Genomic DNA, 20302 nt, shown 5'->3' on the forward strand with positions numbered 1-20302 from the left:
CGGGCCGTCGGGGGGTCAGTCGCGCGCGTCGACGGCCTCGGCCGCCAGGGTGGGGGTGCGCAGCCCGGCGAACAGGTCGTCCTCCGGGAGGTCCACGTCAACCAGGGTACGGGCGAGCTCGTAGTCCTCGGTGGGCCAGACCTCGCGCTGGACCTCCAGCGGGACGCGGAACCACGGACCGTCGGGGTCGATCTGGGTGGCGTGGGCGATCAGCGCGCGGTCGCGGGTCTCGAACCAGCCGTCGCAGCGGACCCGGGTGGTGATCTCCCGCTCCTTGCGGCCGCTCTTCTCCCAGCCGGCGATCCACTCGCCGTACGGGGAGTCGTGGCCGTGCTCGGTGAGGTACTCGTGCAGCGCACGGATCCGGCCCATCGGGAAGCCGTGGTTGTAGTACAGCTTGAGCGGCTGCCAGGGCTCGCCGGCCTCGGGGTAGGCGTCCGGGTCGCCCGCGGCGTCGAAGGCCAGCATGGTGATCTTGTGGGTCATGATGTGGTCCGGGTGCGGGTAGCCGCCGTTCTCGTCGTAGGTCGTGATGACCTGCGGCTTGAACTCGCGGATCAGCCGGACCAGCGGCTCGGCCGCCTCCTTGACGTCCTCCAGGGCGAAGCAGCCGTCGGGCAGCGGGGGCAGCGGGTCGCCCTCCGGCAGGCCGGAGTCGACGAAGCCCAGCCAGGCCTGCTCGACGCCGAGGATCGCCCGCGCCTCGTCCATCTCCTTGCGGCGCACCTCGTGGATGTTCTCCTCGATGTACGGGTCCCCCTGGAGCTTGGGGTTGAGAACCGACCCGCGCTCGCCCCCCGTGCAGGTGGCCACGAGCACGTCCACACCCTGCTCGACGTACATGGCCATGGTGGCCGCGCCCTTGCTGGACTCGTCGTCCGGGTGGGCGTGCACCGCCATCAGTCGCAACTGCTCAGTCAACGCCTTGCGTTCCTTCCACATCATCGGGCGTTCCGCGAAGTCGGGTCTGCCCACCGTACGAACCGCTCACTTCGGGACCGCGTCGCCGCAAGGCCGGCCTGCGGCCGGTCTCCGGCGCGGCCGAGCCCCGCCCCCGCCGGACCGGCCGCGGGCGTGCCCCTCCTATAGTGACGGACTGGAGGACCGTCGCATTCCCCTGCACCGCCTGCGCGGCCCCTCCCGAGGAGAGGACGGAGTCCGATGACTGCACAGAGCACCGCCACGCAGCTGCCCGAGGGGCGTTACGGCCGGCGCGGCGACAGCGAGTCGGACCGCCGCCTGAAGGTGGTCGGCGCGGTCTGCGGCGTGCTCGGGCTGGGCCTGATCGCCTGGCTGGGCGGCTCCTACCTGCTGCGCGAGTCGAAGATCAACGGCTCGGTGCCGACCTTCCAGGTGCTCTCCGACTCCGAGGTGCAACTGCACCTGACCGTGAGTAAGAGCGACGGCACGGCCGGCACCTGCACGGTCCGCTCGCAGAGCGACGACCACGCGGTGGTCGGGGTGGCCGACTTCCCCGTCCCCGCGGCCGGGTCGAGCTACGACGCCACCGTCACCCTGCGCACCACCGCCCGCGGCACCACCGCCGAGCTGCTGGGCTGCACCCCGGCGAAGTAGGCGGGAAGGCGACGGGGAGGACCCGGGAACCGGGCGGAAGTGGCGCGCGGAGCGGCCCGGCGACGCATATTCGTCCGGCAGAACGGGCATCCGTAGGAAGTCCCGCACCCGGTACCTGTACACCGTGGCGTAACGCCACCGTCAATGCCACGACAACGCCTCTCCCGCTTGTCGGCAGGACTTGTTAGGCTCGTGGTTTCGCCCCTTCCGCACCGGATGGTACGGGAGCGGGCGTTGCTTTGTAGTTACGACCGATATCACCGACGACCCTGCTGACGACTCACACCCTCAGCACAGCCCCAGCACCTACGAGGAGCACCCGTGACCCAGACCAGTGAGAACGTGACCTGGCTCACTCAGGCCGGCTACGACCAGCTGAAGGCCGAGCTGGATCACCTGACCGGGCCCTGGCGCATCGAGATCGCCCAGAAGATCGAGGCGGCGCGCGAGGAGGGCGACCTCAAGGAGAACGCCGGCTACCACGCGGCGAAGGAGGAGCAGGGCAAGTACGAGCTGCGCATCCGCCAGCTGACCCAGCTCCTGGAGCGCGCCAAGGTCGGCGAGGCCCCGGCGGACTCCGGCGTGGTGGCCCCCGGCATGGTCGTCACGGTCGCCTTCGACGGCGACGAGGACGACCTCATGGAGTTCCTGCTCGCCTCGCGCGAGGTGGCGGGCGCCGACGACCTGGACGTCTACTCGCCGCAGTCGCCGCTGGGCCGCGCGATCGACGGCAAGAAGATCGGCGACGAGGCCACCTACGAGCTGCCGAACGGCAAGCCGGCCATGGTGAAGATCGTCAAGGTCGTGCCGCACGCCGGCTGACCCCACCCACGAAACACCGCCGAGGGCGGCCGCGGAGTCCGAACGGACCCCGCGGCCGCCCTCGGGCGTTTCCGGCAGGAACGATTCACCCCACGGGGCAAGCCCTCATCCCACGACACTCAGCCCACGACGCTCAGCCCACGACGCTCAGCCCACGGCCGAGCGGTACTTGCGCACCGACAGCCAGGAGAACACCGCCGTGATCACCACCGACCACAGCACCGACACCAGCGCCGCGTGCTGCATCGACCAGGCGCTGTCCACCGGCCCGACCTGGTTGCCGAAGAGGTCCCGGCAGGCCTGCACCGTCGCGCTGAACGGGTTCCAGTACGCGACGCCCTGGAGCCATCCCGGCATCGAGCTGACCGGCACGAAGGCGTTGGACACGAAGGTCAGCGGGAACAGCCAGATCAGCCCGGCCGAGGTGGCCGCCTCGGGGCTGCGCACCGACAGTCCGATCAGCGCACCGATCCAGGAGAAGGCGTAGCCGAGCAGGAGCAGCAGACCGAAGGCGCCGAGCGCGCCGAGCACCCCGTCGTGGATCCGCCAGCCGACCGCGAGCGCGACCAGCGCCAGCACGACCACGGTGAACGCGGTCTGGCACAGGTCCGCGAGGGTGCGTCCGACCAGCACCGCCGAGCGGGCCATCGGCAGCGAACGGAAGCGGTCCACCAGGCCCTTGGTCATGTCCTCCGCGATGCCGGCCGAGGCGCCGGCGGTGGCGAAGGTGACGGTCTGGGCGAAGATGCCGGCCATCAGGAACTGGATGTACGTGTCGGAGCTGGAGCTCGCCCCGGGGATCTTGATCGCCCCGCCCATGACGTACGAGAACAGCAGCACGAACATGACCGGCTGCATGAGCCCGAACACCACGATCTCGGGAATCCTGGACATCCTGCGCAGGTTGCGCTTGGCGACCACCCACGAGTCGTGCAGGGTCGCGGACAGGCCCCGGCGGGGCGTCGGTGCCGCCCCGCCGATGGCGTGCTCGATGGCCGTGTCGGTACTCATCTCAGCGCTCCGTTCCGGCCGTGACGGCCTGCTGGTCGTGGCCCTGACCGCCGCCCCCGTCGCCCCCGTGCCCGTCGGCGCCATCCGCGCCGCCGCTCTTCCCTCCGCCCCGGCCGCCCCGGCCACCCCGGCCGCCCTCGGAGCCGGCGCCGTCACCCTCCTCGACCGTCTCGGCGACGTGGCCGGTGAGGGTGAGGAATACGTCGTCCAGGGTCGGACGGCGCAGCCCGATGTCGTCGATCTCGATGCCCCGGCCGTCCAGTTCGCGTATCGCGTCGGCCAGCACCCGGGCACCGCCGCTGACCGGGACGGTGATCTTCCGGGTGTTCTTCTCCACCGCCGGCTCGCCCAGCGCGTATCCGGACAGCGCCGCGACCGCGTCCGTGACCAGTCCCGGGTCGTGCACCACGACCTCGATCCGCTCGCCGCCGATCTGGGCCTTGAGCTGGTCGGCGGTGCCACGGGCGATCACCCGGCCGTGGTCGACCACCGCGATGTCGTGGGCGAGCCGGTCGGCCTCCTCCAGGTACTGGGTGGTCAGCAGCAGCGTGGTGCCCTGCTCGACCAGGGTCTCGATGACCTCCCAGAGCGCGAGCCGGTTGCGCGGGTCGAGGCCGGTGGTCGGCTCGTCCAGGAACATCACCGGCGGCCGCACGACCAGCGCGGCGGCGAGGTCGAGGCGGCGGCGCATGCCGCCGGAGTACGTCTTGGCGGTGCGGTCCTTGGCCTCGGCGAGGTTGAACCACTCCAGCAGCTCCAGCGCGCGGGCCTTCGCGTCGCGGGTGCGCATCTGGTACAGCTCGCCGACCATGGTGAGGTTCTCGAAGCCGGTCAGGTACTCGTCGACCGCCGCGTACTGGCCGGACAGCCCGATCAGGCTGCGGACCCGGTCCGGGTGTTCGAGGACGTCGACCCCGGCCACCACCGCGCGGCCGGAGTCGGGGCGGAGCAGGGTGGTGAGGACGCGCACGGTGGTGGTCTTGCCCGCGCCGTTCGGGCCGAGCAGCCCGAGCACCGTGCCCTCGGGGACGTCGAGGCTGACGCCGTCCAGGGCTCGTACGTCGCCGAAGGTCTTCACCAGGTTCTCGGCTTGGATGGCTGGCGCCATGGCCTGCCTCATCTCCTCGGACGAATCTGAGCGATCTGTCCCACTTTGCCCTCCATTTGGGCGCGCGAGCGACTCGGTCCCCCGCCGTCGGCACAGAACGCGATGTATCGCGAGTCTGGCAACTCGCGATACATCGCGTCAAGGGGATTTCCGGGAAAGCTCGGAGACGACCGGGGAGACAGCCCCGGGCGGCGGCCGGGGCGGCCCCGGGGGCGGCCCCGGGGCGGCGGCCGGACGTGCTCAGCCCGCGACCACGTACCCCGCGTCCCGCAACTCGCCCACCACCAGCGCGCAGTGCTCCGGTCCCTTGGTCTCCAGGTGCAGGTCCACCTCGACCTCGGTCAGCCCCAGCCGCGGGTCGATCCGGACGTGCGCGACGTCCAGCACGTTGGCGTCCACCCTGGTCAGCACCCCCAGCAGGTCCGCCAGCGAGCCCGGCTTGTCCGCCAGCCGCACCCGCAGCGAAAGGTAGCGCCCGGCCGCAGCCAGCCCGTGCCGCAGCACCCGCTGCATCAGCTGCGGGTCGATGTTGCCGCCGGACAGCACCGCCACCACCGGGCCCTCGAAGGAGTCCGGCTGCTCCAGCAGCGCCGCGATCGGGGCCGCCCCGGCCGGCTCGACCACCAGCTTCAGCCGCTCCAGGCCGAGCAGCAGGGCCCGGGACAGGGCGTCCTCGGAGACCGTACGGATGCCGTCCGCCAGGGTGTTGACCACCTCGAAGGGGATGTCCCCGGGGCGCCCGACCATGATCCCGTCGGCCATGGTGGCGAAGTGCTCCAGCGTCACCGGCCGCCCGGCCGCCAGCGAGGGCGGGTACGCGGCCGCGGCCGCCGCCTGCACTCCGACCACCCGGACGTCCGGCCGCAGCGGCTTGACCGCCGCCGCGATCCCGGCCAGCAGCCCGCCGCCGCCCACCCCGACCAGGATGGTGCGCACCTCGGGGCACTGCTCCAGGACCTCCAGGCCGACGGTCGCCTGGCCGGTGACCACGTCCCAGTGGTCGAAGGGGTGGATGAACACCGCGCCGGTCGCCTCCGAGTACCGCTGCGCGGCCTGCAGCGCCTCGTCCACGGTGGCGCCGTGCAACCGCACCTCGGCGCCGTACTCACGGGTGGCCGCGACCTTCGGCAGCGGCGCCGCGACCGGCATGAACACGGTCGAGCGCACCCCCAGCAGCGAGGCCGCCAGCGCCACCCCCTGGGCGTGGTTCCCGGCGCTCGCCGCCACCACCCCGCCGGCCCGCTGCACCGGCGAGAGTCCCGCGATCCGCACGTACGCCCCGCGCAGCTTGAAGGAGCCGGTGCGCTGGAGGTTCTCGCACTTCAGGTGGACCGGCGCGCCGATCAGCCCGGACAGGTGCCGGCTGCTCTCCATCGGAGTCACCCGGGCGACCCCGGCGAGCATCTTCTGGGCGCCGCGGACGTCGTCGAGGGTGATCGGCCAGTTGTGCATGATCCCAGCCTAGGGCGCCCCGCGTCGGGGCGGGCCGCACCGGCGGGCGGCGTCAATCGGGGGTGTCGGGCCTGTTCCCGGGCCCGCTCCGCCCGCGTACGCTGCTGCTTCTGAGCTCCTCTCACCGCATGACGATCGTGAGCCGCGATGACGACGCCCTCGCCCCAGGCCACCGACCGAACCGAGCCCGTGCACACCCAACTCCAGTACCAGCTGGCGGTGTTCGCCCGCCGGATGGAACAGGTCCGGACCTCCGGCGGCGGCGTCGGCACGCTGGACCGGGCCGCCTACCTGCTGCTCGACCGCCTGGAGCGGCACGGGCCGGCGAACGTCAAGGCGCTGGCCGAGGCGCTCGGCGTGGACTCCTCCACGGTGACCCGCCAGGTCGCCCCACTGGTCGCGGCCGGGCTGGTCGGCCGGGTGCAGGACCCGGCCGACCGTCGCGCGGTACGGCTCGCACTGACCTCCTGCGGAACCGGTCGGCTGGCCGAAGTCCGGGACGGACGGGCCGAGTTGACCCGCCGCCTGGTGGCCGACTGGCCGCCCGAGGAACAGCAGGCGTTCTGCGCCCTGCTGGCCCGCTTCAACCTCGCGATGGAGTCGTACACGGCGGACCAGCAGGGCCAGTGACAGCGGGCGACAGCCTCAGCCGAGCGCCTGCTCGAGGTCGGCCAGCAGGTCGTCGACGGACTCGATGCCGACCGAGACGCGCACCAGGTCGGCCGGCACCTCCAGCGGCGACCCGGCCGCCGAGGCGTGGGTCATCCGGCCCGGGTGCTCGATCAGCGACTCCACGCCGCCCAGCGACTCGCCCAGGGTGAACAGCTGCGCGCGGTTGCAGACCTCGACGGCCGCCTCCTCGCCGCCGGCGACCCGGAACGAGACCATGCCGCCGAAGGCCTTCATCTGCTTGGCGGCGATGTCGTGGCCGGGGTGCTCGGGCAGGCCCGGGTAGAGCACCTGGCTGACCTTGGGGTGGCTGCTCAGCAGCTCGGCGACCTTCTCCGCGTTGGAGCTGTGCCGGTCCATGCGGACGCCCAGGGTCTTGATGCCGCGCAGCACCAGCCAGGCGTCGAACGGCCCGGACACGGCGCCCATCGCGTTCTGGTGGTACGCGACCTCCTCGCCGAGGCCCGCCTCGGCCAGCACCAGCGCACCGCCGACCACGTCCGAGTGGCCGCCCATGTACTTGGTGGTGGAGTGCACGACCGCGTCCGCGCCGAGCGAGATCGGCTGCTGGAGGTACGGGCTGGCGAAGGTGTTGTCGACCACGAGCAGCGCGCCGGCGCCGTGCGCGACCTCGGCGAGCCCGGCCAGGTCGGTGATGCCCAGCAGCGGGTTGGACGGGGTCTCCACCCACACCGCGCGGGTGTTGGGGCGCAGCGCGGCCCGGACGTCGTCCAGCTTCTGGGTGTTGGCGACGGAGAACTCGACGCCCCAGCGGGTCAGCACCTTGGCGAACAGCCGGAAGGTGCCGCCGTAGGCGTCGTTGGGGATCACGATGTGGTCGCCCGGCTTGAGGATGGTGCGCAGCAGGGTGTCCTCGGCGGCCAGGCCGGAGGCGAAGGCGAGGCCGCGGGCGCCGCCCTCCAGCGCCGCGAGGCACTCCTCCAGCGCGGTGCGGGTCGGGTTGGCGCTGCGGCTGTACTCGTAGCCGCCCCGCAGGCCGCCCACCCCGTCCTGCTTGTAGGTGGACACCTGGTAGATGGGCGTGACGACGGCCCCGGTCTGGGGGTCTGCTTCCTGACCCGCGTGGATGGCGAGGGTCTCGAAGCCGTGGGGAAGCTGGTGCTCGGTCATGGCTCCGAGCCTAACGGCCGTACGGCCGCGCGCTCGCCGGAATCGACGGACCGGAATCCGCGGACGGCCCGGTGCGTTGAATCGTTGGCAACCCTCCCTACCCCGCTGGAGCAGGCCGTGCTGTTCAACCGCCACAAGACCTCGCTCGTCCCCGCCGACCAGGCCTTGCCCGGCCGCCAGACCCCGGGTTTCGCCCTGACCGAGCCGCACACCGTCCTCGGCCACCCGCTCACCGGGCCGTACCCGGAGGGGCTGGAGGTGGCCGACTTCGGCCTGGGCTGCTTCTGGGGCGCCGAGCGCACGTTCTGGCGGCTGCCCGGCGTCTGGACGACGCTGGTCGGCTACCAGGGCGGCCACACGCCCAACCCGACGTACGAGGAGGTGTGCAGCGGGCTGACCGGGCACACCGAGGCGGTCCGGGTGGTGTTCGACCCCGCGGTGATCTCCTACGAGCGGCTGCTGAAGGCCTTCTGGGAGGCCCACGACCCGACCCAGGGCAACCGCCAGGGCAACGACGTGGGCACCCAGTACCGGTCCGCGCTCTACACCCACTCCCCCGCCCAGGCCGCCGCCGCGACCGCCACCCGGGACGCCTTCCAGCCCGCGCTGACCGCGCTCGGTCACGGCCCGATCACCACCGAGATCGCCCCGGCCGGCCCGTTCTACCCGGCCGAGCCGTACCACCAGCAGTACCTGTCGGACGCCAAGAACCCCAACGGCTACTGCGGGCTGGGCGGTACCGGCGCCTCCTGCCCGATCGGCGTCGCCCGCACCCAGGGCTGACCTCCGCCGCCCGGCCCGTTCCGGAGCCCGCCCGTAGGACGCCCGTAGGACGCCCGGGGCCGACCGGCGACCGGCCACTCAAGGTGACCGGCCCCCGGTCCGGGCGCAGACTGGAAGGGCCGGAGAGGGCTGGCCCAGCCGCCCCCGGCGGCCGGGCCGGTCCCTCGTGTGGAGAGGAGTGCGCCATGGCCGGTCTCTACCAGCGGAACTTCGACGATCCGGAGGAAGTCCGCCCCTTCGAGGAGGGAACGGGAGAGCTTCGGCTGGTCAACCTGGACGCGGGCCCGGTGGGCCGGGCCGTTTTCGAGCCGGGTTGGCAGTGGTCCAAGCACGTGAAGCCGATCGCCAGGACCGACAGCTGCCAGGCGGCCCACGCCGGGTACGTGATCTCCGGCCGGATGAAGCTCGTCATGGACGACGGGCAGGAGTGCGAGGTCGGCCCCGGCGATCTGATGATCTGCCCGCCCGGGCACGACGCCTGGACGGTCGGCGACGAGGCCTGCGTGATCGTCGACTGGCAGGGCTTCGTGGACTACGCGAAGCGGTGACCGCGGCCGGTCACAGCCGCTGCGGCGCCCTCTCGTCGGAGCCGTCCGAGGCGGTGCCGGGATTCTCCGCCAGCAGCTTGCCCTCGGCGTCGTACACCCCGATCGCGGGGCCGGCCGGCCGCCGGTGCGCGGACGGGTCCCCCGTAGGCATCGGCGGCAGGACCACGTAGTAGCCGGTCCAGCCCTTCATCCCGCTGGTGGTGACGATGGTGGCGACGGTCGGCTTGCCGTCGAAGAACGCGACGATCCGGGACGGGGTCGGACCGAGGTAGAAGCTGGCCACGACGGAGTGGTCACGGTTGCCGCTCGTCTGCGCGTAGACGCTGGGCCGGCCGTGCTCCAGGTTGTCGCTGCGCACGTCCCGGCAGCCGAAGGAGGTGTGCCAGCTCCCGTCGGACTCGCGGGACTCGTCGCAGCGCTGGTTCGCGGTGAACCAGATCCGGGTGTCGTCGGTGATCAGGATCTTCTCCCCGGGGGCGACCTGCCGCACCGGCGAGAGCGGCAGCGCGGCCTGCGTCGGGCTCGCCGAGCCGGTCGGAGTCGGCGAGCCGGTCGGGGTCGACGAGCCGGTCGGGGTCGACGCGGCCACCCCCGCCGAGGGCGCCGCCCCCGTCGAGGGCGCCGACGCCGCCTCCAGCTCCGCCGTGGCGTTCCCGGCCGGTCGGCCACCGCCCGCCGTCACCGCCGTCGCCCCGCAGATCAGCGCCACGGCCAGGGCGACCGCCCCGGCCCCCGCCCGGTGCCGGGCACGGCGTCGCCGGGCACCGGCGATGACCGCCGCCGCTTCCGGTCCGGTCGCGCGGGGGTCCTCGTTCCTGAACAGCTCTCCGAGTCGGTCCTCGAAGCTCATACCGTCACCTCGATGTGCGTCGTGGCACCCACCGGGCCGCCCGTGCGGCCGGCGAGTTCGGGGTGTGCGCGCAGCTTCGACATCGCCCGGTTGAGCGTGCTCTTCACGGTGCCCCGGGCGATTCCCAGCTCGTCCGCGATGGCGGCCTCGGTGAGGTCCCCGTAGTACCGCAGCACCACGACCGTCCGCTCCCGGCGGGTGAGCGTGCCCAGAACCTGGTGCAGCAGCGCCCGTTCGGCCTGCCGTTCGGCCAGGTCCTCGGCCAGCGGCCGGTCCGGCGTGCGGTCGGTGGGCAGTTCGCGGTTGCGCAGCCGGCGCCACCAGTCGCGGTGCTGGTTCACCACGATCCGGCGGACGTACGCGGTGGGGTCGTCGGCGGTGATCCGGTGCCAGTGCAGGTAGGCGCGTTCCAGTGCCGACTGCACGATGTCCTTGGCCCGTTCCGGATCGCCGGTCAACAGCTCGGCCGTCCGCAGGAGTTGGCGGCCGCTGCCGGCGACGAACGCGCTGAACTCGGCGTCCTGTCGCTGTCTCTGCTCGCGTTTCACACCCACCTGACTCCTCGGGCGGACCGCGAGGTTCGGTCCGCCCGGAGGCTTTCTTCAGGTGTGCGTCGGATGCGGGACGGTTGCGGGTCGGATGTGGTCAGCCGCGGGTCAGACCGCGCTGCCGGCCTTCCAGTCGGCCCAGCTCAGGTTCCAGCCGTTCAGGCCGTTGTCCGGGGCGACGGTCTTGTCCCCGGAGTTCACGACCTCGACCACGTCCCCGACCATCGAGGACTTGTAGAACTTGTAGCCGTCCGTGCTGCTGTCCGAGGCGCCCTTGGCGTCCTGGAGGCCGACGCAGCCGTGGCTGGTGTTCTGCCCGCCGAAGATCGACGGCGAGGACCAGTAGTTGCCGTGGATGAAGGTGCCGGAGGTGGTCAGTCGCTGGGCGTGCGGCACGTCGGCGATGTCGTACTCGCTGCCCAGGTTGACGGTCTGCGAGTTCATCCGGGTCTGGGTGAACTGCTCGGAGATGACCATCTTGCCGCCCCAGGTGGTGTGCTCGGGGGCGCCGCCGGAGATCTTGTAGACGGCACTGACCTGGCCGTCCGTGGTGACGGTGAGCTTCTTGGTGGCGAGGTCGGCGACGCTGGTCTGGGCGCGGCCGATGGTGAAGCTCACGTCCTTGGACTGGGTGCCGTAGACGCCCTTGGCGCCCTCGACGTCCTTGAGCCGCAGCTTCAGGGTGACCTTGGTGCCCTTGGCCCAGTACTCCTGCGGCCGGAAGTCGAGGCGGGTGCTGGAGAACCAGTGGCCGACGATCTCGACACCCGGCTCGGCTATCACGCTGATCGCCGACTGGACGGCCTTCTTGTCCGTGATCGGCTTGCTGAAGTTGATCGAGACCGGCATGCCGACGCCGACCACCGAGCCGTCCTCGGGGGTGAAGTAGCCCACGAAGGTGTTGGCCGGGGTGGCCGTGGTGAAGGTGGCGTTGGCGTCCGCCTCCAGCTTGTCCTTGTCGACGCCGCTGGCGGTGACGGAGTACTTGGTACCGCTGGCCGGGGCCGCCGCCGAGGTCCAGCTGGTGTTGTCGGAGGAGAGCTGGCCGGCCAGCTCCTTGCCGGTGGAGTCGGTGACCTTGACGGCGCTCAGGGTGCCGTTGCTGACCGTGACCTTGACCGGCTCGCTGAAGCTGGCGCCGGTGGTGCCGTCCGCGGGGGTGACGGTGATCACGGCGGCCGAGGTCTTCGGGGCGCTGCCGCCGCCCGAACCCTGGTTGCCGTTGGCGCCGCCGCCGGAGCCGGCGTTGCCGCCGCTGCCGCTGCCGCTGTTGTCGTTGCAGGCCGCGAGCAGCAGGACCGGAGCACCGATCAGGCCCGCGAGAACTCCGCGTCGGCTCCAGTTGCCCCCGGCCACCCGCCCCTGACCGTCCCGTGCCGTCACGTCGCGTCTCCCTGCTGAATTCATCCCGGGCAATTACGGATACAGAAACGCAATCCGGCTGCTCACGGTTCCATCACCGAAGGGTAAGCGATCGTATGAGATGACCCAACTTCCCCCAGAACATGGACAAAACGCCCGGCCCGCCGAGAGCGGGCCGGGCGTTCACGGGCGGTCACGGCACGAACGGCCGTTACTCGGCGGACTCCTCCACCGTGTACTCGTCCCACTCCTCGCTCTCGGGGTCGAACTCCGTCTGCGCCGACTCCCAGGTCGCCGAGGCGAGCTCGACGCCCGGGACGTCGCCGAGCAGCGCGACGGGGTCGATGAAGTGGGCGAGCGAACCCGACGGGTCCACCTCGATGGCCTCGACGGACTGGGCCCGCTCCTCGTCGTCGAGGTACTCGTCCCCGGCGACCTGCTGCAGGGCCGCCGCCTTGAGGGCGCCCTCGTCGGTGATCTCCGCGATGAGCTCGATCTTGAGCTTGACGTAGCGCGGGGCGTCGGTCGTTTCAGTGCTGGTCATGCGTGCGAGCGTACGGGAACGAAGGCCCCCCGGCGCGCACACGGAGGCCGGGCGCACGGGAAGGGCCGGCCCTCGGAACAGGACCGGCCCCACCGTTTCCTCCGCCTCGGCTCCCCCACCCGGGAGCCGCGGAGCCGCGCCGTGCGGCGCGGTGATCGCCGCGGGAGCCGCCGCACCCTGTCGACCGGCCGGAGCCGGACAGGGGCGGGACGACGGCGCCTCCCGCGGAGGGCCCCTCCCTCCGATGCCGGTCGGGGAGGGCGGACACGGCGGTCGGGTCAGGACCGTCCGACGTGTCCGGAGCCGGCCGCGCCCGCCGGGGAGCCGCTCCCGGTCGGCCGCTGCCGTCTCGCTCGGCGTCTCGCCGTTGACCACCACGATGCCGGAGCGTTGTTAACCACGTGCTGCGGGCAGGTGACGCCGGTGTACCACTTCGCCCGTGGACGAATCCTTCCGGTCCGTCCACGGGCGCAGCAGGGGTGAGCGGGCGTCAGCGCGCGGCCGCTCCGTGCGCGGGCGTCAGCGCGCGCCCGCCCCGTGCGCGGGCGTCAGCGCGCGCCCGCCCCGTGCGCGGGCGTCAGTGCGCGCCGCGGGTGGTCAGGAAGCCGAGCAGGTCCTGCCGGGTGACGATGCCCTGCGGCTTGCCCTCGACCAGCACGACCGCCGCGTCGGCCTTCTCCAGCACGGTCATCAGGTTGGTGACGGTCTCGCCCGACCCGACCACCGGCAGCGGCTTGGACATCACCTTGTCCAGGGTGTCGGACAGCTCGATCTCCTTGGCGAAGATGCCCTCCAGCAGCAGCTTCTCCACCACGGAGCCGATCACCTCGCCGGCCATGATGTCCGGGTGGCCGGCGCCCGGGGAGACCACCGGCATCTGCGAGACGCCGTACTCGCGCAGCACCCGGACCGCCTCGGCGACCGTCTCGTTGGGGTGCATGTGGACGAACTGCGGGACGCCGCCCTGCTCCATGGACTCCTTGCGGGCCAGCACCTCGCCGATGTGGGCCTCGTCGGTGGAGGAGGGCAGGAAGCCGTAGTCGGCCATCCAGTCGTCGTTGAAGATCTTCGACAGGTAGCCGCGGCCGCCGTCCGGCAGCAGCACCACGACGACGTCGTCCGGCCCGAGCTTGCGGGCCACCTCCAGCGCGGCCACCACGGCCATGCCGCAGGAACCGCCGACCAGCAGGCCCTCCTCCTTGGCCAGGCGGCGGGTCATCTGGAACGAGTCCTTGTCGGAGACCGCGACGATCTCGTCCGCGACGTTGCGGTCGTAGGCGGTCGGCCAGAAGTCCTCACCGACACCCTCGACCAGGTACGGACGGCCGGTGCCGCCCGAGTAGACCGAGCCCTCCGGGTCGGCGCCGACGACCTTGACCTTGCCGCCGGAGGCCTCCTTCAGGTAGTTGCCGGTGCCGGAGATGGTGCCGCCGGTGCCGACGCCCGCCACGAAGTGGGTGATCTTCCCCTCGGTCTGCTCCCACAGCTCCGGCCCGGTGGAGTGGTAGTGCGAAGCCGGGTTCTCCGGGTTGGAGTACTGGTCCGGCTTCCAGGCGTTCGGGGTCTCACGGACCAGGCGGTCGGAGACGTTGTAGTAGGAGTCCGGGTGCTCCGGCGCGACGGCGGTCGGGCAGACGACCACCTCGGCGCCGTACGCGCGCAGGGTGTTGATCTTGTCGGTGGACACCTTGTCGGGACAGACGAAGATGCACTTGTAGCCCTTCTGCTGGGCCACGATCGCCAGGCCGACACCGGTGTTGCCGGAGGTCGGCTCCACGATCGTGCCGCCCGGCTTGAGGGCGCCCGAGGCCTCGGCGGCCTCGATCATGCGCATCGCGATGCGGTCCTTCACCGAGCCGCCGGGGTTGAAGTACTCGACCTTCGCCAGCACAGTCGCGCTGATGCCCTCGGTGACCTTGTTCAGCTTGACCAGCGGCGTGTTGCCGACCAGGTCGATGATCGAGTTGTGGTACCGCACGGGGGTCCTCCCGGTCTATGGGCATGCGAGTGCATTCGGTACTGCAAAGCCTAGGGCGTGGGCGGCACCCCGGGGTTCCCCTCCGGCGCAGCGCCCCCAATGGCCCACCCCGTCCGTGCCGCCGGTACTCCCGCCCCCGGTGCGGGTAAGAGCGCTGTGAGGCGTTGCCGCCGCCCCGAGGGGAACGGCACGAGGACGCGAAGGGGGTCCCGAATGCCAGGCGCACAGGACTCACGGGCCCGGGTGGCCCGGCGGATCGCCACCGCGGCGGCGTACGGCGGCGGCGGGCTCGGCCTGCTGGGCGTGGGCCTGGTGGGGGTGCTGCTGACCGAGAGCAAGCTCGCCGTCCAGGCCATCGGCGTTCTGGAGACCGTCCCACCCAAGGCGAACGGCGTCTACGGCGAGGCCTTCGCCGACCGCCACGCCGCCCCGCAGGCGCCGCTGGTGCTGGCCGTCCTCGGTGACTCCACCGGCGCGGGCCTCGGGGTGGCCCGGGCCCGGGAGACCCCGGGCGCGCTGCTGGCGGCCGGCCTCGCCTCGGTGGCCGAGCGCCCGGTGCGGCTGGTCAACGTGGCCCGCTCCGGCGGCCGCTCCGCCGACCTCTCCGGCCAGCTGGAACAGGCCCTGCGGCACCGCCCGGACGTCGCCGTGATCATGGTCGGGGCCAACGACGTCACCCGGCACAGCCCCGCCCAACTCGCCGTCCGCCAGCTCGGCGAGGCCGTCGCCGCGCTGCGCGCGAACGGCTGCGAGGTGGTGGTGGGCACCTGCCCGGACCTCGGGACGATCAAGCCGGTGCGCCCGCCGCTGCGCTGGGTGGCCCGGCGGCTGAGCCGTCAGCTGGCCGCCGCGCAGACCATCGCGGTGGTGGAGGCGGGCGGGCGCACCGTCTCGCTGGGGTCACTGCTCGGCCCGGAGTTCGCGGCCCGCCCGGAGATGTTCGCCGCCGACCGGTACCACCCCTCCGCCCAGGGCTACGCCACCGCCGCGATGGCCGTCCTGCCCTCGGTGTGCGCCGTGCTGGGCCTGTGGCCGGAGGAGGAGCGCCCGAGCGCCGCCGTCCCGGGCGAGACGGTGCTGCCGGTCGCGGTGGCCGCCGCCGCGGCGGCCGGGCGGGCGGGCACCGAGGTCGCGGCCGTGGAGGCGGAGGGCGCGAGCCGGCGCTGGGCCCTGCTGCGCCACCGGCTGCGGGTCGGCCCGGACTCGGCGCGGGAGGGGGGCGAGGGCCCCGGGAACACGTCGGCCAGCTCACACACCGGGGCCGGTGACGGTTGAGCTACCAAGCGGTAGCTTTCCTCCCGGACCGCCAAGTCCGTCGTCACTCAGCGAGGAGCCCGCAATGCCCGAAGCCGTCATCGTCAGCGCCGCCCGTTCGCCGATCGGCCGGGCCTTCAAGGGCTCGCTCAAGGACGTCCGCCCCGACGACCTGACCGCCCACGTCATCCAGGCCGCCCTGGCCAAGGTCCCCCAGCTCGACCCGCGCCAGATCGACGACCTGATGCTCGGCTGCGGCCTGCCCGGCGGCGAGCAGGGCCACAACCTGGCCCGCATCGTGGCCGTCCAGATGGGCATGGACTACCTGCCCGGCGCCACCATCACCCGCTACTGCTCCTCCTCGCTGCAGACCACGCGCATGGCGCTGCACGCGATCAAGGCCGGCGAGGGCGACGTCTTCGTCTCGGCCGGCGTCGAGACCGTCTCGCGCAGCATCAAGGGCACCTCGGACGGCCTGCCGGGCACCATGAACCCGATCTTCGACGAGGCCCAGGCCCGCACCGCCAAGCGCGCCGAGGAGGGCGGCGGCGAGTGGCACGACCCGCGCGAGGACGGCCTGCTGCCGGACGCCTACATCGCGATGGGCCAGACCGCCGAGAACCTCGCCGCGCTCAAGGGCATCACCCGCGCCGAGCAGGACGAGTTCGGCGTCCGCTCGCAGAACCTCGCCGAGGCCGCCATCAAGGCCGGTTTCTGGGAGCGCGAGATCACCCCGGTCACGCTGCCGGACGGCACCGTGGTCAGCACCGACGACGGCCCGCGCGCCGGCGTGACCCTGGAAGGCGTGTCCGGCCTGAAGCCGGTGTTCCGCCCGGACGGCACCGTCACCGCCGGCAACTGCTGCCCGCTGAACGACGGCGCCGCCGCGCTGGTCATCATGTCCGACACCAAGGCCCGCGAGCTCGGCATCACCCCGCTCGCCCGGGTGGTCTCCACCGGCGTCAGCGCCCTCTCCCCCGAGATCATGGGCTACGGCCCGGTCGAGGCCTCCAAGCAGGCGCTCAAGCGGGCCGGCCTGACCATCGACGACATCGACCTGGTCGAGATCAACGAGGCCTTCGCGGCCCAGGTGATCCCCTCCTACCGCGACCTGGGCATCGACCTGGACAAGCTGAACGTCAACGGCGGCGCCATCGCGGTCGGCCACCCCTTCGGCATGACCGGCGCCCGGATCACCACCACGCTGATCAACTCCCTGCAGTGGCACGACAAGCAGTTCGGCCTGGAGACCATGTGCGTCGGCGGCGGCCAGGGCATGGCCATGGTCATCGAGCGCCTCAGCTGACCACCCCCCGCCTCCCAAGGGTCTGGACCACCCATTTGGAGTGACACTGGGTAATTGAGGGCCGGATCACACCGCGAGGTCGATCCGGCCCTCTTCTCCGTCATTTCCGGTCCCTTGATCGACACTGCGGAGCGGATCAACTCCACTGCGTAGAACGGTGTTACCTAACAATTTGGGGACAAGGGCGAAAGTCCGGGACGAATTAGACATTCGCCACTGCGTCAACAGCCCCCCATGCGGCAGTGTGGACACGTAACCCCGTTCCGCTCCTCGCTAGGAGTACGTTCCGTGAGCGCCGTCTACACCATCCTGCTGCTGATCCTGATCACCGTGTCGACCGCCGTGCTGCTCCGCCTCCGCGGGATCTCCCGCCGGCTGGACGCGCAGGCCGCGGCCCCGGCCGTGCCCGCACCGGTGGACGAGGCCGCGATACGCCGGGCCGTCTCCGAGGCGCTCGCCGCCGACCGCGAGCGGGAGATCACCGAGGCCCGGGCCTTCTGGGCCGAGCAGGAGGCCCGCGCGGCCGAGGACGCGCCACTGTTCGACTCCCCGTTCACCGGCGCCTTCACCGGCACCGACGAATGGCCGCTGTTCTTCCCCCGCCCCACCGGCCCGCAGGACGCCGCCGACAACGCCGGGACGATGGACCCGGAGTTCGGCGAGGCGCTGCGCTCCGCGCTGGAGGACCTGATCAGCGGGGGCGGCACCGGCGCGGCCGAGACCGGCACCGAGGGCGGCGCCCCGCTGCGCCCCGGCCACCCGGTCGGCGAGACCGCCAAGGACGCCCGGGCCCGCCGGGAGGCCGACCTGCTGGCCACCGGCCTGGAGGCCGGACTGCTGGACGCCGAGCCCGCCGTCGAGGAGGTCCCGGTCGCCGCGCCCGACCCGCGCCGCCACCCGTCGCACCCCGACTTCGTGCCGAGCCAGACGCCCTCCCACGAGTGGACCGACACCCGGCTCGCCGCCCTCGCCGCCGAGGCCGTCGCCCTGGTCGACGTCCGCCCGGGCCCGCTGGGCACCCTGGACGTGTACGCCTTCGCCGACGGCACCACGCTGTGCGTGGCCCCGGGCGACCGGGAGGCCGCCTACCGGCTGATCGACGCGGTCCGTGCCGGTGAGCACGTCCGGCTGCTCGGCGGCTCGCGGTTCTCCGGCTCGTACTCGTTGACCTTCTCCACCGACGACGAGGCCGTCTACGTGCTCGCGGACCGGGTGGTCGCCAGCATCTGACACCAGCTCAACCACGCAGCAGGACCGAAGGCCGGCCGGACAAGGGGTTAGCGACCCGGCCGGCCTTCGGCGCGTCCGCGCCCGTGCCGGCTCCGCGGGGTCGGGCGCATCGTGCACGTCAGCCGCGCCGGGCGCGTCAGGCACGTCAGGCACGTCAGGCGCGTCAGGCGCGTCAGGCGCAGAGTTCGGCCGTCTCCCGTACCGCGGCCACCGCCCCGGCCAGCACCTCGCCGGCCGCCACCGGCCCGTCCGGCAGCGCCACCGCGGCGTCCTCCGGCAGGGCCGTCAGCGCGGCCGCCAGGTCGTGCCCGGCGACGGCCAGTTGGTCCCCTGCCGCGAAGGCCCCGGCGTCCGGGAACTCCCGCTCCGGCCCGCCCTCCGCCGCGAGCGCCAGCCCGGCCAGCCGCCGGGCCAGCGCCAGCGCGGCCGCCGCCCGCGAGGGGTGCCCGGGCACCGCGCCCAGCAGCTTGCTCTGCGGCAGCGAGCGGAAACGATCCGCCAGTTTGTCGACGGCTTCGACCAGGGGCTGTACGTCATGCATGCGGATGAGCCTAACCAAACGCCGCCGGGCCCCGGAGCGTTCGCTCCGGGGCCCGGCGGCAGTGGTACGGCGGGACTGGCGTCAGTCGTCGCCGCGGAGGATCGCGATGAGGCGCATCAGCTCCATGTAGATCCAGACCAGCGACAGGGTGAGCCCGAAGGCGGCCCGCCAGGACTCGCGCTGCGGGGCGCCCTGGGTGATGGCCTCCTCGATCGCCGCGAAGTCCAGCGACAGGAAGAAGGCGCCCAGGCCGATGCCGACCAGGCCGACCACGATGCCCAGCGGGCCGGAGCGCAGGCCCATGTCGGCACCGAAGGCCATCGCGATCACGTTGACCAGCATCAGCAGCACGAAGCCCAGGGCGATCGCGATGCCGATCCGCTGGTAGCGCGCGGTGACCCGGATCCGGCCGCTCTTGTAGGCGAACAGCATCGCCCCGAAGACCGCCGCCGTGCCCAGCACCGCCTGGATCACGATGCCGTTCAGCACCGTGTTGAGCGCGTGCGACCAGGCGCCCATCGCGAAGCCCTGGAGGGCCGCGTACGTCAGGATCAGCGCCGGGCTGACGCTGCGCTTGAAGGAGGCGACCAGGCCGACCACCATGGCCACCAGGCTGGCGGCGATCGCGAAGCCGTAGTTCTCGAACGGCAGCGCGAACCAGGCCACCGCGCCGGCGGCGACCAGCGTCAGCAGCGTCATGGCGGTGCGGGCGACCACGTCGTCGAGCGTCATCCGCCCGGTGGCCGCGGGGCCGGCCGACGGCCCGTTGTACATCTGGTAGAGCTGCTCGTCCGTCAGCGGGCCCTGCCCCTGGGGCTGGGCGTACTGCGTCCCCGCGTAGGGGTTGCCGTACGGGCCCCCGGCCTGACCGCTCGTTCCGAACCCCGCGTAACCGGGCTCGCGGGTGAACGACCCTTCCCGCGAGAAGACCGGGTTGCTGCTTCTCATTGCTCATTCCCTCCGTGGCGGCACTGCACCGCCCGTGCACCAGGGTAATGGCTTGGCAAAAATAACGGGATACGCCGCGAGGAGGATCCGGTGAACGACTCCCGGCGGGGACGCCGGTGGCGCCCCCGCGGGTCGTTGCGGTGCCCGGAGCCGGACTCGAACCGGCACGGCCTCGCGGCCAAGCAGTTTTAAGCTGCCCGTGTCTGCGTTCCACCATCCGGGCGTCCTGCGAACCACCCCTGAGAGTAGTCGCCCGGATCACCCTTTCGCATGTTCCTGGCCCGGGAAGTTGTCATGTTTCCTTGCCATCTGACGAACAGTTCGGGATTCGGCCACGAAGCGTTGTGATTCCGGCCACCACGCCGACCTCAGGGTTCCCGTCATACCCCAGGAGGAGGGTGCCGCCCCTCCCTACGCCCAGCGGTGGTCGGGCCAACCGTCCGGCGGAGCGACGCTGGACCATGATCACCTGACGGAGCATGGAGGTACGAATCCGCGAAGCAGCAAGGAGCACCCCCGTGACCACGTCGACCGCAACCGCCGTCCACACCGGCCTGGCGGCCGCCCGCGCCACCGGTCTGAACAAGGTCTACGGGGAGGGGGAAACCCGGGTCGTCGCCCTCGACGACGTCAGCGTGACGT

The 20302-nt window shown here is 72.2% G+C and carries 20 protein-coding genes and 1 tRNA gene; 8 read left to right on the forward strand and 13 right to left on the reverse strand.

Annotation, left to right across the window (positions count from 1 at the left end; all coding sequences use genetic code 11):
- Window positions 1-15: 15 nt before the first annotated feature.
- Entirely contained in the window at window positions 16-921 is a 906-nt protein-coding gene (gene mca, locus ACH4J0_RS35445) for a mycothiol conjugate amidase Mca (protein WP_396245254.1), read from the reverse strand.
- A 240-nt stretch (window positions 922-1161) separates the two neighbouring features.
- On the opposite strand from mca, the gene ACH4J0_RS35450 reads away from it, so the two are divergent.
- Window positions 1162-1575, forward strand: coding sequence for a DUF4307 domain-containing protein (locus ACH4J0_RS35450; protein ID WP_396245255.1), 414 nt, complete (start codon window positions 1162-1164; stop codon window positions 1573-1575).
- A 321-nt stretch (window positions 1576-1896) separates the two neighbouring features.
- A complete protein-coding gene (gene greA / locus ACH4J0_RS35455) occupies window positions 1897-2397 on the forward strand; it encodes a transcription elongation factor GreA (RefSeq protein ID WP_030286600.1) in 501 nt (166 codons plus the stop codon).
- Window positions 2398-2544: 147 nt separating this feature from the next.
- Here the strand turns inward: greA and ACH4J0_RS35460 are convergent, their stop codons facing one another.
- From ACH4J0_RS35460 to ilvA, 3 genes are all read right to left on the reverse strand, one after another.
- On the reverse strand, window positions 2545-3408 hold the full coding sequence (locus ACH4J0_RS35460) for an ABC transporter permease (protein WP_396245256.1): 864 nt from the start codon (window positions 3406-3408) through the stop codon (window positions 2545-2547).
- 1 nt (window position 3409) lies between these two features.
- On the reverse strand, window positions 3410-4516 hold the full coding sequence (locus tag ACH4J0_RS35465) for an ATP-binding cassette domain-containing protein (protein ID WP_396245257.1): 1107 nt from the start codon (window positions 4514-4516) through the stop codon (window positions 3410-3412).
- 240 nt (window positions 4517-4756) lie between these two features.
- On the reverse strand, window positions 4757-5968 hold the full coding sequence (gene ilvA, locus ACH4J0_RS35470) for a threonine ammonia-lyase (RefSeq protein WP_396245258.1): 1212 nt from the start codon (window positions 5966-5968) through the stop codon (window positions 4757-4759).
- A 147-nt stretch (window positions 5969-6115) separates the two neighbouring features.
- On the opposite strand from ilvA, the gene ACH4J0_RS35475 reads away from it, so the two are divergent.
- On the forward strand, window positions 6116-6598 hold the full coding sequence (locus ACH4J0_RS35475; protein WP_396245259.1) for a MarR family winged helix-turn-helix transcriptional regulator: 483 nt from the start codon (window positions 6116-6118) through the stop codon (window positions 6596-6598).
- Between the two features lie 15 nt (window positions 6599-6613).
- Here ACH4J0_RS35475 and ACH4J0_RS35480 read toward each other — a convergent pair whose 3' ends face one another.
- Entirely contained in the window at window positions 6614-7768 is a 1155-nt protein-coding gene (locus tag ACH4J0_RS35480; RefSeq protein WP_396245261.1) for a cystathionine gamma-synthase, read from the reverse strand.
- Between the two features lie 117 nt (window positions 7769-7885).
- Between ACH4J0_RS35480 and msrA the strand changes: the two genes are divergently transcribed.
- Entirely contained in the window at window positions 7886-8551 is a 666-nt protein-coding gene (gene msrA, locus ACH4J0_RS35485) for a peptide-methionine (S)-S-oxide reductase MsrA (protein ID WP_396245279.1), read from the forward strand.
- Between the two features lie 185 nt (window positions 8552-8736).
- Window positions 8737-9099, forward strand: coding sequence for a cupin domain-containing protein (locus tag ACH4J0_RS35490; protein ID WP_396245263.1), 363 nt, complete (start codon window positions 8737-8739; stop codon window positions 9097-9099).
- Between the two features lie 10 nt (window positions 9100-9109).
- Here ACH4J0_RS35490 and ACH4J0_RS35495 read toward each other — a convergent pair whose 3' ends face one another.
- The 5 genes from ACH4J0_RS35495 to ACH4J0_RS35515 form a co-directional block, all read right to left on the reverse strand.
- Window positions 9110-9949 carry a hypothetical protein gene (locus ACH4J0_RS35495; protein ID WP_396245265.1) on the reverse strand — a complete coding sequence of 280 codons (840 nt, stop codon included), beginning with the start codon at window positions 9947-9949 and terminating at the stop codon, window positions 9110-9112.
- Window positions 9946-10497, reverse strand: coding sequence for a SigE family RNA polymerase sigma factor (locus ACH4J0_RS35500; RefSeq protein WP_396245267.1), 552 nt, complete (start codon window positions 10495-10497; stop codon window positions 9946-9948). The genes ACH4J0_RS35495 and ACH4J0_RS35500 overlap by 4 nt, the downstream gene beginning before the upstream one ends.
- A gap of 108 nt (window positions 10498-10605) precedes the next feature.
- Window positions 10606-11880, reverse strand: coding sequence for an Ig-like domain-containing protein (locus ACH4J0_RS35505; RefSeq protein ID WP_396245268.1), 1275 nt, complete (start codon window positions 11878-11880; stop codon window positions 10606-10608).
- Window positions 11881-12070: 190 nt separating this feature from the next.
- The gene (locus tag ACH4J0_RS35510; RefSeq protein ID WP_030286581.1) at window positions 12071-12403 is read right to left on the reverse strand and encodes a hypothetical protein; all 333 of its coding nucleotides are present in this window, start codon (window positions 12401-12403) and stop codon (window positions 12071-12073) included.
- 577 nt (window positions 12404-12980) lie between these two features.
- Window positions 12981-14381 carry a cystathionine beta-synthase gene (locus tag ACH4J0_RS35515; protein WP_396245269.1) on the reverse strand — a complete coding sequence of 467 codons (1401 nt, stop codon included), beginning with the start codon at window positions 14379-14381 and terminating at the stop codon, window positions 12981-12983.
- Window positions 14382-14594: 213 nt separating this feature from the next.
- Here ACH4J0_RS35515 and ACH4J0_RS35520 point away from each other — a divergent pair, with 213 nt between their 5' ends.
- The 3 genes from ACH4J0_RS35520 (at window position 14595) to ACH4J0_RS35530 (ending at window position 18171) form a co-directional block, all read left to right on the forward strand.
- Window positions 14595-15656 carry an SGNH/GDSL hydrolase family protein gene (locus ACH4J0_RS35520; RefSeq protein WP_396245271.1) on the forward strand — a complete coding sequence of 354 codons (1062 nt, stop codon included), beginning with the start codon at window positions 14595-14597 and terminating at the stop codon, window positions 15654-15656.
- A 64-nt stretch (window positions 15657-15720) separates the two neighbouring features.
- Window positions 15721-16941: an acetyl-CoA C-acetyltransferase gene (locus ACH4J0_RS35525; protein ID WP_396245273.1), complete on the forward strand. Its 1221-nt coding sequence runs from the start codon at window positions 15721-15723 to the stop codon at window positions 16939-16941.
- A 288-nt stretch (window positions 16942-17229) separates the two neighbouring features.
- Window positions 17230-18171, forward strand: a complete 942-nt coding sequence (locus ACH4J0_RS35530) for a hypothetical protein (RefSeq protein WP_396245274.1) — start codon at window positions 17230-17232, stop codon at window positions 18169-18171.
- Between the two features lie 172 nt (window positions 18172-18343).
- Here the strand turns inward: ACH4J0_RS35530 and ACH4J0_RS35535 are convergent, their stop codons facing one another.
- From ACH4J0_RS35535 to ACH4J0_RS35545, 3 genes are all read right to left on the reverse strand, one after another.
- Window positions 18344-18712 (reverse strand): hypothetical protein, encoded by a 369-nt coding sequence (locus ACH4J0_RS35535; protein WP_396245275.1) that lies wholly within the window; start codon window positions 18710-18712, stop codon window positions 18344-18346.
- Between the two features lie 81 nt (window positions 18713-18793).
- Window positions 18794-19660, reverse strand: coding sequence for a Bax inhibitor-1/YccA family protein (locus tag ACH4J0_RS35540; RefSeq protein WP_396245276.1), 867 nt, complete (start codon window positions 19658-19660; stop codon window positions 18794-18796).
- Window positions 19661-19801: 141 nt separating this feature from the next.
- Window positions 19802-19883: transfer RNA gene (locus ACH4J0_RS35545), tRNA-Leu, on the reverse strand.
- Between the last annotated feature and the right edge of the window lie 419 nt (window positions 19884-20302).

The sequence above is a fragment of the Kitasatospora sp. NPDC017646 genome, from assembly GCF_044329365.1.
In the GTDB taxonomy this organism is placed as follows: domain Bacteria; phylum Actinomycetota; class Actinomycetes; order Streptomycetales; family Streptomycetaceae; genus Kitasatospora.

Bases quoted from the DNA above. Each gene is read 5' to 3' on its own strand.
- ACH4J0_RS35490 (WP_396245263.1), top strand. From the start codon at position 8,737: ATGGCCGGTCTCTACCAGCGGAACTTCGACGATCCGGAGGAAGTCCGC.
- ACH4J0_RS35520 (WP_396245271.1), top strand. From the start codon at position 14,595: ATGCCAGGCGCACAGGACTCACGGGCCCGGGTGGCCCGGCGGATCGCC.
- ACH4J0_RS35465 (WP_396245257.1), bottom strand. From the start codon at position 4,516: ATGGCGCCAGCCATCCAAGCCGAGAACCTGGTGAAGACCTTCGGCGAC.
- ACH4J0_RS35510 (WP_030286581.1), bottom strand. From the start codon at position 12,403: ATGACCAGCACTGAAACGACCGACGCCCCGCGCTACGTCAAGCTCAAG.
- ACH4J0_RS35525 (WP_396245273.1), top strand. From the start codon at position 15,721: ATGCCCGAAGCCGTCATCGTCAGCGCCGCCCGTTCGCCGATCGGCCGG.
- ACH4J0_RS35480 (WP_396245261.1), bottom strand. From the start codon at position 7,768: ATGACCGAGCACCAGCTTCCCCACGGCTTCGAGACCCTCGCCATCCAC.
- ACH4J0_RS35460 (WP_396245256.1), bottom strand. From the start codon at position 3,408: ATGAGTACCGACACGGCCATCGAGCACGCCATCGGCGGGGCGGCACCG.
- ACH4J0_RS35535 (WP_396245275.1), bottom strand. From the start codon at position 18,712: ATGCATGACGTACAGCCCCTGGTCGAAGCCGTCGACAAACTGGCGGAT.
- ACH4J0_RS35495 (WP_396245265.1), bottom strand. From the start codon at position 9,949: ATGAGCTTCGAGGACCGACTCGGAGAGCTGTTCAGGAACGAGGACCCC.
- ACH4J0_RS35450 (WP_396245255.1), top strand. From the start codon at position 1,162: ATGACTGCACAGAGCACCGCCACGCAGCTGCCCGAGGGGCGTTACGGC.
- ACH4J0_RS35540 (WP_396245276.1), bottom strand. From the start codon at position 19,660: ATGAGAAGCAGCAACCCGGTCTTCTCGCGGGAAGGGTCGTTCACCCGC.
- ilvA (WP_396245258.1), bottom strand. From the start codon at position 5,968: ATGCACAACTGGCCGATCACCCTCGACGACGTCCGCGGCGCCCAGAAG.
- ACH4J0_RS35475 (WP_396245259.1), top strand. From the start codon at position 6,116: ATGACGACGCCCTCGCCCCAGGCCACCGACCGAACCGAGCCCGTGCAC.